10 protein-coding genes are annotated in these 12,548 nt (G+C 55.6%); 5 read left to right on the forward strand and 5 right to left on the reverse strand.

Annotated features, from left to right (window positions below):
* Positions 1-77 precede the first annotated feature (77 nt).
* The gene (locus ACNQ6O_RS13360) at positions 78-1,178 is read left to right on the forward strand and encodes a hypothetical protein (protein WP_418053722.1); all 1,101 of its coding nucleotides are present in this window, start codon (positions 78-80) and stop codon (positions 1,176-1,178) included.
* Between the two features lie 3 nt (positions 1,179-1,181).
* Here the strand turns inward: ACNQ6O_RS13360 and ACNQ6O_RS13365 are convergent, their stop codons facing one another.
* The 3 genes from ACNQ6O_RS13365 to ACNQ6O_RS13375 all read right to left on the reverse strand — a co-directional run bounded on the left by ACNQ6O_RS13365 (position 1,182) and on the right by ACNQ6O_RS13375 (position 4,094).
* On the reverse strand, positions 1,182-1,409 hold the full coding sequence (locus ACNQ6O_RS13365; RefSeq protein WP_418053723.1) for a hypothetical protein: 228 nt from the start codon (positions 1,407-1,409) through the stop codon (positions 1,182-1,184).
* Positions 1,410-1,510: 101 nt separating this feature from the next.
* The gene (locus ACNQ6O_RS13370) at positions 1,511-2,797 is read right to left on the reverse strand and encodes a serine hydrolase domain-containing protein (RefSeq protein WP_418053724.1); all 1,287 of its coding nucleotides are present in this window, start codon (positions 2,795-2,797) and stop codon (positions 1,511-1,513) included.
* Between the two features lie 73 nt (positions 2,798-2,870).
* Positions 2,871-4,094, reverse strand: a complete 1,224-nt coding sequence (locus tag ACNQ6O_RS13375) for a diguanylate cyclase (RefSeq protein ID WP_418053725.1) — start codon at positions 4,092-4,094, stop codon at positions 2,871-2,873.
* Positions 4,095-4,224: 130 nt separating this feature from the next.
* Here ACNQ6O_RS13375 and ACNQ6O_RS13380 point away from each other — a divergent pair, with 130 nt between their 5' ends.
* From ACNQ6O_RS13380 to ybaK, 4 genes are read left to right on the forward strand one after another with little or no spacing between them, the layout of a single operon-like run.
* On the forward strand, positions 4,225-4,611 hold the full coding sequence (locus tag ACNQ6O_RS13380) for a c-type cytochrome (RefSeq protein WP_418053726.1): 387 nt from the start codon (positions 4,225-4,227) through the stop codon (positions 4,609-4,611).
* 9 nt (positions 4,612-4,620) lie between these two features.
* Positions 4,621-6,033, forward strand: a complete 1,413-nt coding sequence (locus ACNQ6O_RS13385; RefSeq protein ID WP_418053727.1) for a D-arabinono-1,4-lactone oxidase — start codon at positions 4,621-4,623, stop codon at positions 6,031-6,033.
* A 6-nt stretch (positions 6,034-6,039) separates the two neighbouring features.
* On the forward strand, positions 6,040-7,344 hold the full coding sequence (locus ACNQ6O_RS13390; protein WP_418053728.1) for a DSD1 family PLP-dependent enzyme: 1,305 nt from the start codon (positions 6,040-6,042) through the stop codon (positions 7,342-7,344).
* A 57-nt stretch (positions 7,345-7,401) separates the two neighbouring features.
* Positions 7,402-7,872, forward strand: coding sequence for a Cys-tRNA(Pro) deacylase (gene ybaK, locus ACNQ6O_RS13395; RefSeq protein WP_418053729.1), 471 nt, complete (start codon positions 7,402-7,404; stop codon positions 7,870-7,872).
* A 40-nt stretch (positions 7,873-7,912) separates the two neighbouring features.
* Here the strand turns inward: ybaK and ACNQ6O_RS13400 are convergent, their stop codons facing one another.
* Positions 7,913-10,156, reverse strand: coding sequence for an NADP-dependent isocitrate dehydrogenase (locus ACNQ6O_RS13400; RefSeq protein ID WP_418053730.1), 2,244 nt, complete (start codon positions 10,154-10,156; stop codon positions 7,913-7,915).
* Positions 10,157-10,556: 400 nt separating this feature from the next.
* Positions 10,557-12,545 (reverse strand): acetoacetate--CoA ligase, encoded by a 1,989-nt coding sequence (locus ACNQ6O_RS13405; RefSeq protein WP_418053731.1) that lies wholly within the window; start codon positions 12,543-12,545, stop codon positions 10,557-10,559.
* Positions 12,546-12,548: the final 3 nt, after the last annotated feature.

The following is a 12,548-nucleotide window of genomic DNA, read 5'->3' on the forward strand; positions in this document are numbered from 1 at the left end:
GTCTACTTTATCGTTTATTGTCAGCAGTCATCACTTTAGCTGTTCGCAATGGTTTTCGCACCCTGAGGTCACTCGAAATGAGATCTGTTTTTCTCTATGCCACGCTTTCCATGGCCGTTGTTACGCTCACAGGCTGCGGGTCAGAGAGCTCAGGCTCGTCGGCACTGAACCCCGCCAGCAATGTCGATCTCACATTCTCAACCTTTGATCTGGCGAACACGCCTCAGGCACCGGAAACACTCAAATACACTCTATTCAGCGACTACTACCCGGGCATACAGCCCAGCGGCGAAGATGACACTGCCGAAAACCGGGAAACGGCCGAAACAATCCGTCGCCATATCGATATATTCATCGGAGCCACGCCTGCGGAGGATGGCAAAAGCTACACCCGCGTACGAAACCCTTTGGATTTGATGAATCAGATCATCAGTGTGGGCGGTGTGCGCAACTTCGATGACGGACGCCAGTACATCAGCGACCGCATCGACCAGAGCGTCGCGGGCACCTACAACACGCGCAGTGCCGGTGCGAGCATTCGCTTCACAGATCAGGCAGCGACCAATGCTCAGCAAGCACTCAACCACCGGGAATGGCGCTACCAGACACTCGACTGGCGCTACGTTCCCCAAACGGCGGATGAAAGCAGCTCGGATGAAAAGGTCTACCGAACCATCCAATACGTGGCTCGCAGTGTGGATGCCGCCCAACAAGATCAGCAACCGGAATTGATGAGCCTGCTCGCCGGGGCACGGTTCAGCGCACCGCAATTCAGACCGGCGGGTTACAACCAGCCGGAACTGGCCACAGCTGACTTCGTCAGTCGCAATTACGGTGGCATTGAGTTGCGCCAGGAATTCATCGGCGCAGAAGAGAAAGACACGCTGTTCATTAAAAACAGCGAACAGCCCGTCATCGATTACCGCCAACACGGAGTCATGCTTGACGACAACAGCCCCGACTGCCAACGGGTAGAGCTGAACTACGCCATGAGCAAGGTGCAGATCTACACCTCGAATAAAGAGCCATCCAGAATACAGGATCCGGAAGCCAATCCGGACGATTACGAAAATTCAGAAGATGTGCCGACTGTTCCCAATCCGGAATATTGCGTCAACCAGAGCGAAGACCAGGCAAAAATCAGTTGGAACACGGTGCCTACGGCTCACCGCCAGTAGGTATTACATGTCCCAGCTCTGCAAGAAAACTCGCTTGCGCTCAATCATCCGCTCATACGCAGAAATAATGATCTCGACATGCGGGGCCTGAGTCAGCCTCAGGGTTTCTATTCGGCGCTCCAGCTTCTGGACTTCATCGCTCACTTGCTGCCGCACGTGAGTGCGGACACTGTCGTACTGACCCAGTTCAACGCGGGAAGCATCGGGAATCGGCATTTTTGTTCGGTTCATACAGCGGCACCTCATCCATTGAGATTGTTGACCATCCTCATCCAGACTGTCATTTTGCCAAACTGTCAGACAAAGAACAATAAAATGAAAAAGCTTTCATTTTATGCCAATGTCAGCCTTCTTTCGTGCTCCGGCAATATCGGGAACTGTTTGCTTACCGTATAGACAAATCGGGCGAGGGACGGGATGTGATGACCCACTATCGGGAAGCCGGTGTTGAGAAGGCTGACCGAAATATTCCTTGCTGAATCCGCCCAGCACATCTTGTTAATCAGCCCGATATGACCAAATGCATGCCGGCTTTGCGGCCCCCAAAGGCCAACCGGATTGCCACCCAACATCATACCTGCGCTGAAGCGCATGGGCACCAACATCGTACGGTCCAATTGCATCGATCCAAACTGCTGAATGGCTCGGCGAATAGTCAGCTCGCTACAAATACGCTTGCCTTGCCATATACCACCATCCAGCATCATCTGGAAAAAGCGATTCATTTCTTCGGCGGTACCACACAAATTACCCGCCGGGATGACGGCCTCTTGGAAGCGCGGGTCATTGCTCACCCGTTCAACAGTTTTAATATCACCGCCCAAGGCCCGATTCACCACCCAAGACACCGGGAAACGGGGTCTAGGGCCGGTTGCGTAGTTCGACGCAAGCTCATGCAGGTGCTCCTGTGTCACACCATAGGTGAACCATTTCATCCCCATGGGCTTGCGCAAATACTTATCCAGATAGTTTTCGATGGTGTCGCCGGTGACCTTCTCCAACACTCTCTGCAGCACAAATCCACCCGTAATCGCATGATAGGCCACCTTGGCGCCATCTACTTCTACTGGCTTCGCCTCGCAGAGCAGGCGCCATATTTCATCCCGGTCCCAGAGCACATCAATGGGGGTATCTTTGGGGATAGCCGGAATGCCGCCCCTATGAGACAAAATCTGGTGAACGGTGATCGTGCGTTTTCCGTTTTTAGCAAACTCAGGGCAGTAGTAAGACACCGGATCCATGAGATTGACCAGCCCTTGCTCGGCCAGCATGTGCATAAGCAGAGCCGTCACCGCTTTTGAAGCCGAGAAATAGCAGATCGGGGTTTCAGTGCTCATCGGAATTTTCAGCGTGCTCGCATCATCATCCGGACCATTGCCATGAACGTGGCCAATCGACCGATGCAACACCTGTTCGCCACGATATCTTAACGAAAGCTGTATGCCCGGATGAACACCGGTACGATACAGAGACTCCACACTCTGCCAAATCGACTCCACCGCACCTTGGGATAAATTCACACGTTCAGGGTGCTCACCCGCACTGTCGCGAAAAGTAATCGAGGAAAGGTCACGGGGAACCTTGCAGGTGTGCAGGGCACGGCGGGCGAGTGAATGCATAACAAGCGCCTTTATTATCAGATTGTCGGGTTATTCGCTTCCTCCGGGAGCTAATTACCCCTGAAGTACGATCTTATATCGCTTCATTATGTATCGACTGTGCTGGCTGCGCTATGGCCACACAGTCGCGGCCTTGCATTTTGGCCCGATACATCGCCTTATCGGCCTCTGCAGACAACTCTTCGACATTGGTACCGTGCGCAGGGTACACCGCAACACCAGTACTTATCGTGACGGAGACACAGTCACCGGACTCCAGGACAACCGGGTTATGGCGCACTGCTTGCCGAAGCCTTTCTGCGGTTTCCAGGGCTTCGGTTTGCCCCATTTCTGGCAACACAACCACAAACTCCTCGCCTCCGAACCGCCCTACGGAATCCACCCCACGAACGCTGTTACCCAGAACTCGACTGGCTGTAGACAACACAAGATCACCGGCCGCGTGCCCATAGTTGTCATTCACCTTTTTGAAATGATCAAAATCGATCCACAACACGGCTAACGAGCGGTGATAACGCTGCGCACGCTCTAACTCTTCTTTTAATACACGACTCAGCTCCCGACGATTTAGCAATCCGGTGAGCGAATCTTTCGTGGCCAGCTCCTCAAGCTCCCGCTCCAGTGCCTTTCTATCCGAAACATCCAAAACAATGCCTTCGAGCAAACGGGAACCATCGTCATCCGTCAGGCCACAGCCTCTGGCCCAAACCCAAATCTCGCGACCATCTTTGCAAGCAATGGGGAACTCGACTGAGAACAGCTCGCCCTGCTGAATCGACTGCGCAGCAGCTTTCGCCACCTCGAGGCGACTAGCCTTATCAATCAACCCGGACTGACTGAGCGAGCCGGCCTTCATCAGCTCCTCTGCGCTATAACCCGTGAGCTCTTCACACCCATCGGATATGAACAAAAAAGTGCCTAGGGCATCATTTTTGAAACGAAACGCCATCCCCGGGAGGTTATTCAACAACACCGTCAACTGCCTCTCATGCTGGCGCATGACCTTTCGCTGGCGAGCCTGCAGCAATAAAAGCAGCCGGTCTTTGCTCAGTTGACGGAGCATCACGATGAACAAGGTGAGGCCGGTTACGGCAACGAACAAAAATCCCTTCCAGGTTTGAACGTCGGACAATGCACGGGCATCCTGAAACCAAGCCTCCGCCAGCTGATCCGAGAATTCGATCCAAGCCAAGCCCACCACTAAATACACACAGGTGGCCCATAGCGCACGACGCATCGGGCCGTGGTCTGCCTGCAATGGCTTTGAACCGCCTTGCTCTGGTGGATGCCGCTTCATGACAATGCCTTGTCTAACACTCTTATCTTTCTTACAAAAGTAGTCAGTGTCCGGGGTAGAGTCGAGTCTGGCTTGCTTTTAATGTCGACTTAGTCAAAAATAAACGTGACATACAATTACGTTTAGCAGCATGATACTACCAAACTTTTCCCTAAGATCTGCCCTGTCCGCCGTTTTCGCATTGGTGGTCACAGCCCTGTCTACCGCCTGCACTGGCACCGCTGGACCTTCGGAAGACATCGTCGAGTATGCCCGATCGGCCACCCCCAATGACCCTGAAACGGCTGAGATCTATCAACGCTCCTGCATGGCTTGCCACGGCAACGGCGCCTCGGATGCTCCGCTGACCGGCAACCACACCGCCTGGCAACCCCGCATGGACAAAGGCATGGATACCCTTCTGAACAACGTTGTTTCTGGCATGGGCGGCATGCCTCCCTATGGCCTGTGCATGGATTGCAACGCTGCCGAATTTCAGGCTCTGATCACCTTCATGGCAACCCCGGCCAAACCTTAGGAGTTTCTGATGCAACGACGGCATTTTTTAAACCTGCTGGTAGGCAGCGCCATTGCCAGCCAGGTAGGTTGGCCTGAAGTCGGTCATGCTCAAACCTCTTCCGCACCGAAGAAGACCACCACAGGCCCTATGGCCTGGCGCAACTGGTCTGGCTCCCAAAGCGCCCAACCCAGCCACCGGCTAGCACCTCGTTCACTGAACGAACTGCTGGATATCCTGAACGATCCGGCCCATCAAAACGCCAGCATTCGGCCGGTTGGCTCAGGGCACTCCTTCTCGGCTTTAGTGCCGACGAACGACGTTTTGGTTTCCTTGGCCCGATTAAACGGCATTCTCGAACACGATGATGAACGGTGTCGTGCCCGAATCGCCACCGGCACTTTACTCGGCCAACTTGGCCAGCCGCTGGAAGCCATCAACCAAGCACTGTTCAACATGCCGGATATTGACCAGCAGTCTCTGGGCGGCTTACTAGCAACAGCCACTCACGGCACCGGTGCAGAGCTCATGAGTTTGTCCGGCTATATCGAAGGATTGACTCTGGTGACCGCGCAGGGGGACGTGCTGGAATGCAGTCGAGACCAAAACCCAGATATTTTTCAGGCAGCGCGAGTTGGGTTGGGCAGCCTGGGCTTCGTGACCGACGTGACGCTGCAGAACCGGCGCCCTTACAGGCTGAAGAAAACCACCGAATGGCTGCCGATCGATGACATACTCGATAACGCCGACACTCAGGCGAAAGAGCACCGGAACTACGAGTTCTTCTATATACCTTTCTCGGGCATGGGCTTCACCAGCACCCACGACATCAGCGATGAGCCTGTCTCTGAAACCGAGGCAATCGACCAAAACGACGGTGCCAGAGACCTTCAGCAGGCCCGCGATTACCTGTCATGGTCACCGCGCCTGCGCCGGCTGATTCTCGGTGGTTACATGCGCACCCTCAGCACCGAAGTAAAGGTGGCTTCGTCCTGGCAGAATTACACCAGCGCCCGAAACGTGCGCTTCAATGAAATGGAGTACCACCTACCGAGAGAAAACTGGCAGGCGGCGCTTCGAGAAGTGATCAACACCATCGAAAGCCAATTTCCCGAGGTGTTCTTTCCCGTTGAGGTGAGGTTCGTAAAGGCAGATGATGCTTGGCTTAGCCCTTTCTACCAGAGGGATTCGGTCTCCATCGCCGTGCACCGGTTCTTCGAGGAAGACCACACACCGTTGTTTGAAGCGGTAGAGCCAATTCTGAGGCGATACGGTGGCCGGCCACATTGGGGTAAGCTCAATACACTCACCGATACCGACGTCCAGTCACTCTACCCTAAGTGGCAAGCGTTCCGTGAGGTGCGGGAATCTTTGGACCCGACCGGGCGTTTCCTGAACCCGTACCTTGCCCGGCTATTCACCAAGAAAACGATGGCGGGATAGATAAAAATGGCTCACAGCGAAGCGTTCCGGAAACAACGACGCAAGTTGCTGCTTGCTGGCGTAGCCGTTAGCGGCTTGGGCGCGGCAGGTTTGCTAAAACCTGAAGCCCAAAACGCCGGGCATTCCCGTTACTTTCTATCGCTGCAAAAAGCTCTGCAAGAAAAGGGGCTGGCGACGCCGACGTTGGTGATTGATCGCCAGCGTCTGGACCACAATATCTCGGTGCTTAAACGCCACATTGTGGACGAATTCCACTACCGGATCGTCGCCAAGTCTCTGCCATCCTTACCCCTGCTCAAATACGTGATGGCAGGAACCGGCACCCAGAAACTCATGCTATTCCATCAGCCGAGCCTCAATCAGGTGGCCTACGCTCTGCCTGAATCCGACCTACTGCTTGGCAAACCGCTCCCGGTGGCCTGCGCAGCGCGCTTCTATGAGCAGTTTGAAGCCTCTCCAAGCGGGTTCAAACCCGAACACCAGCTTCAATGGCTGGTGGATTCAGAAGCGCGTCTGGCGGAATACCAACAGCTCGCGGCACAGCGCAAACAGCCCATGCGGGTGAACCTGGAAATCGATATCGGCCTGCACAGGGGCGGCTTTACCAGTCAGGAAATACTGGCTCGTGCGCTGACCACCATCGAACAGTCCCCTTGGTTAACCTTCGGAGGCTTCATGGGCTACGAGCCGCACATTATCCAAGCGCCGGGCCCCACCGACTGGCTGCGCGACAAAGCCATGGCGCGTTATCAACAGTTCGTGGACACCGCAGAGCACACGCTTGGTCGCAGCATTTCAGACCTGACCCTGAACACCGGGGGCTCCACCACGTATCAGCTGTATCGAGGCATGGGCGGGCGCATCCCGGCCAATGAGCTGGCGGCGGGATCGGGATTAGTGCTACCCACTGACTTTGACGTGCCAACACTGGCCGACCACCAACGCGCGGCGTTCATTGCCACGCCCGTACTGAAACTGCTGGATAACACTCGCATCCCCGGCGCACCCGGGTTGGGTAGACTGCAGTCATTGTGGAACCCCAATCACGCCCGCACGGCCTTTATCTACGGCGGCTACTGGAAGGCCAGCCCGGTTTCACCACCTGGTTTGATAAACAACAGCATTTACGGCCGTTCCACCAATCAGGAAATGCTCAATCTCGCTGAAGGCGTTCCGCTCAAGGTGGATGATCACGTGTTCCTGCGGCCCCATCAAAGCGAGGCGGTATTACTGGAATTCGGGGATCTTACGATTTTTGACGGCGACAAGGGCGAGATTAGCGAACGCTGGCCGGTGTTTGACCGGGGGTGAACTCCACAACGGTCCGTGCTTTAATTCCGGCAAACCGTTCAGGCAACAGGACCGCCCATGACTCCCGGAATTCTCGCCGCTAAAAAAGCAAAGATCAGCTACACCGTGCACGAATACGAACACGACCCGTCTGCGGAAAGCTACGGCAATGAAGCAGCTGACAAGATGGGCGTGGACCCAAACCGGGTGTTTAAAACCTTGGTGGTCGCCACAGACGGCAAGGAACTGGTAGTGGGATTGGTGCCGGTAACCCGCATGCTGAGTCTTAAACTGATCGCAAAAGCGGCCGGTACTAAGAAAGCGGGTATGGCAGACAAACAGGATGTGCAGCGCAGCACGGGCTACGTACTAGGTGGGGTTAGCCCTTTGGGCCAGAAAAAGCGTCTGAAGACGTTTATTGATGCGACTGCGGAGCAGTACGACACTGTTTTTGTCAGTGCGGGTAAGCGAGGACTGGAAATCGAGCTGGCACCGGCTGATCTTGCACAACTGACCGGCGCGCGTTTCGCACCTTTGCAGCAAGACTAAGAAATCAGGCCGGGGTTTTAGCCCCGGCCTGAACCGAACCTTACTTAACGGATGCAGCAGCATCCTCAAGGATCTTGTTGAAGGTAGCGCTCGGGCGCATCACTTCTGAGACCTTTTCCGCAGGTGCATAGTAGTACCCGCCGATATCGGCCGGGTGACCTTGAACCAAAGTCATCTCTTCCAGAATCTTGTCCTTGTTGTCTTCCAACTGCTTAGACAACTTAGTGAAGAATTCCTTCAGTTCTTTATCGCTGTCCTGCTTGGACAGCTCTTCTGCCCAGTAACGGGCCAAATGGAAGTGAGAACCACGGTTGTCCAACTCGCCGGTTACGCGGGATGGGGACTGGTTGTTCTCCAGCAAGCGCTCGGTCGCTTTGTCCATGGTCTGACCCAGCAAGCGGGCACGGGCGTTGTCGTGCTTCTCGCCCAGCTCGTCCAGAGACACGGCCGTGGCCAGGAATTCACCCAGCGAATCCCAGCGCAGGTGGTTTTCCTGAACCAACTGCTGAACGTGCTTGGGTGCGGAACCGCCGGCGCCGGTCTCGTACAAGCCACCGCCATTCAGCAGAGGTACGATGGACAGCATCTTGGCACTGGTGCCCAGTTCCAGAATCGGGAACAGGTCAGTCAGGTAGTCACGCAGTACGTTGCCGGTTACGGAAATCGTATCCAAGCCACGAATCAAGCGCTCCATGGTCCAGCGAATGGCACGCACAGGCGATTCAATACGGATGTGCAAGCCTTCAGTGTCGTGATCTTTCAGGTAAGTGTTTACCTTCTTGATCAGTTCGGCATCGTGAGCACGCTCGTCGTCCAGCCAGAACACTGCCGGCATACCGGTCGCTCGGGCACGGTTAACCGCCAGCTTGACCCAATCGCGGATTGGCAGGTCTTTGGTCTGGCAAGCGCGCCAGATATCACCCTCTTCCACGTTGTGCTCGGTCAGCACGGTACCGTCTTCAGCTACGATGCGGACAATTCCTTCTTCTTTGATTTCAAAGGTCTTGTCGTGAGAGCCGTACTCTTCGGCTTTCTGTGCCATCAGGCCAACGTTCGGTACGGTACCCATGGTGGTGGGGTCAAACGCACCGTGGGTCTTACAGAAGTTAATGGCTTCCTGATAAATGGTGGCGTAAGTGGACTCAGGCATAACCGCCTTGGTGTCCTTGAGCTTGCCATCACGGGCCCACATTTTACCGGAGTTACGGATCATGGCCGGCATGGAGGCATCAACGATGACGTCGCTCGGCACGTGCAGGTTGGTCACCCCTTTCACAGAGTCAACCATCGCGATTTCCGGACGGTGCTCGTAGGTCTTGTGCAGGGCTTCCTGAATTTCTTCCTGCTTCGACTCTGGCAGCAGCTTGATCTTGTCGAGTACGGAGGACAGGCCGTTGTTCGGGTTTACACCGATTTCTTCGAACAGGTCGCCGTACTTATCGAACAACTCTTTGTAGTAAATCTTCACCGCGTGACCGAACACGATCGGGTGAGAGATTTTCATCATGGTCGCTTTGACGTGCAGGGAGAACATCACGCCAGTGTTTTCACAATCCGCGATTGCGTCTTCGAAGAATTTGCAGAGCGCTTTCTTGCTCATGAACATGCCGTCGACAACTTCACCTTCCTGCAGGGGCAGGTCGGATTTCAGTACGGTCTGTTCGCCTTTCTTGTTCTCGAACACGATGCGGGCGTTGGTGGCCTTGTCCAGAGTGACGGACTGCTCGCTGGAGTAGAAATCACCGCCACGCATGTGCGCAACGTGGGTGCGCGATGCCGGGCTCCACTCGCCCATGGTGTGCGGGTATTTGCGAGCAAAGGCTTTTACCGCGGCCGGGGCACGGCGGTCGGAGTTACCTTCACGCAGAACCGGGTTTACGGCACTGCCCAGTACTTTGGAGTAGCGGGCATGAATGTCTTTTTCTTCGTCGGTCTCTGGGTGCTCTTTGTACTCAGGGACGTTGTAACCTTTTTCGTTCAGCTCTTTGATGGCTGCACGCAACTGCGGGATGGAGGCAGAGATGTTCGGCAGTTTGATGATGTTGGCATCAGGGTCTTTGGTGTATTCACCTAACGCAGCCAAGTCATCGGGGACTCGCTGGTGTTCTTCCAAGTAGTCCGGGAAGCCTGCCAGGATACGCGCCGCGAGGGAGATGTCGCTGGTTTCAAATTCGATGCCAGCCGGCTTGGCGAAGGATTCAAGAATGGGTAGCAGTGACCGGGTGGCTAGCGCGGGGGCTTCGTCGGTCAGGGTGTAGATAATCTTGGATTTGGATGTGGTCATTTTCGTCCTCAGGCTAAAGGGTGGGTTCAGGACGGTCATGGCGAGGCCGTTCGTCTTGTGAACGTCTGGCCGGGGCAATGACTGATTCGGAACTTTTGATAGACCTAATAAGATAGCATTTTTTACGGCTTATGGATTACGATCTTAGTATAAGAACGTACGAATAATGCCGGATCTTCTGCTACAACGTGATGAAACGGCGGGAATTTACGAAACTTTCTAACATTTGGCTGGCTTCGTGCTGGCGCGATACTGGATGGAGCTTACCGAAACACGCTCCTTCGGTACGTCCATGTGACGCTTGGGCTCCGCCATCCATGGCTCCGCACAGTTTCGGTAAGCTCCACCCCGCTGTTATATCCTTAATTTAACGCTCAGCAAGCCATCCTTGGCTTTGAGATCATTTCGGCAGAAGGCCGGATTCCACCAATCGCTCGCGTATTTGATCCAAGGCTTCGGGGTTACCCAGAGCATCCCGGTTATCGGCTTTTTTCGAACCGTTGATCAGACGAGCAACCGCGAGTTCCACTTTCTTACCGCTACGGGTGTAGGGAATGTCAGGCACTTCCACGATGTGCTTGGGCACGTGTCTTGGGCTGGCGCCTTCCCGGATTTTGGTTTTCAGGGTTTTAATCAGGTCGTCGGTGACGGTTTGGCCTTCGGCCGGCACTACGAACAAGACCACTTCTACGTCGCCTTCGATTTGACGGCCAACCACGAGGCTGTCTTTAACTTCCGCAATGGTTTCAACCTGACGGTAGATTTCGGCGGTGCCGATTCTTACGCCGCCGGGGTTGAGGGTGGCGTCGGAACGGCCGTAGATGATGGCGCCGCCGTGTTCGGTGAATTCAATGAAGTCACCGTGGGCCCAAACACCGGGGAAGGTGTTGAAGTAGGCATCTTGGTAGCGTTCGTTGTTCGGGTCTTGCCAGAAGCTGACGGGCATGGACGGCAGGGGTTGGCGGCAAACGAGTTCGCCGCGGCCGTCGCTGACCAGCTGGCCTTCGTCGTCGTAGGCCACGGCATCGACACCCAGGAAGCGGCACTGGATTTCGCCTCTGCGAACCGGCAGTAGCGGAGTTGCGCCAACGAAGCAGCCGCAGATGTCTGTGCCACCAGCGATGGAGCCGAGCAAGACGTTGGGCGCACCGTCGCTATATATCCAGTCGTAATCTTCCGGAAGCAGCGGTGAGCCGGTGGAGAAGACGACTCGCAGGGCACTCTGGTCGTGGGTTTTGGCGGGTTGGAGTTCGGCTTTTCGGCAACCGGCGATGAATCGGGCGCTGGTGCCGTAGTGGGTGACTTTTTCTTTGGCCACGGTGTCCCAGAGGAAGTCGAGGCTTGGGTAGCCGGGCGAGCCGTCTACGGTGATAACGGCAGCGCCAGTCATCAGGGCTGAGGCTTGCCAGTTCCACATCATCCAGCCGCAGGTGGTGAAGTAGAGGAAGCGGTCATCCGGGCCAACATCGCCATGGAGCATCAATTCTTTGGCGTGGTTGATCAGCAGACCGGCGGTGCCGTGCACGATGCACTTGGGTTTGCCGGTGGTGCCCGAGGAGTAGAGGATGTAAACAGGGTGGTCAGGGTCGACCGGGGTGAACGACGGTTCTTGTCCGGCGCCGGCTTCCAGCGCCTGCTCCCAGGTGGTGACCCGTTCGCCGGAAATGGGCGGTTCTTCGGGCAGTTGCTGTACGCTGACGACCGCTTTCAGGGAGGGCAGGCCGGCAATCAGGTCGACGAAGTCTTGTTGGCGGGCAAAGGTTTTTCCGCCATAACCATAACCGTTCACCACAATCAGCGCGGCTGGTTCGATCTGACCGAAACGGTCGTTGATGGCGCCGATTCCGAAATCCGGGGATGCGGAACTCCAGATCGCACCCATGCTGGTGGCGGCCAGCATACCCACCAAGGCTTCGTAGCCATTGGTGACGACACCAGCAACCCGGTCACCTTTGCCAATGCCTTTGCTGCGCAGGAAGGCTTCCAACGCGCCGGCATCAGCTTTCAGCTCACGGTAACTTTTACGCAGTACCGGGCGGGTTTCGCAGTAGGCAACCACGGCTTCTTTATCGGCATGCTCACCCTCGGCCCAACGCAGCAAGTTGGCCGCGAAATTCAGCTTCATGCCCGGGAACCATTCGGCGCCCGGCATGCTGCGGTCACCCAAAACCTGACTCGCTGGGGTATCGCAGACCAACCCGCAATAATCCCAGACTTTCTGCCAGAAGGTCTCGAGTTCGTCGATCGACCACTGGTGTAGTGCGTGATAATCAGCGAAGGGGCCGAATCCGTCCCGCTCAAGCCAGCTCTTAAACTGCCCCATTCGGGACTGGGCCAAGGTGGTTTCTGTCGGAGCCCATACCACCGTTGATTGTTCTGTCGTGCTCATCCG

It is taken from the genome of Marinobacter sp. SBS5, assembly GCF_048285575.1.
GTDB lineage: Bacteria > Pseudomonadota > Gammaproteobacteria > Pseudomonadales > Oleiphilaceae > Marinobacter.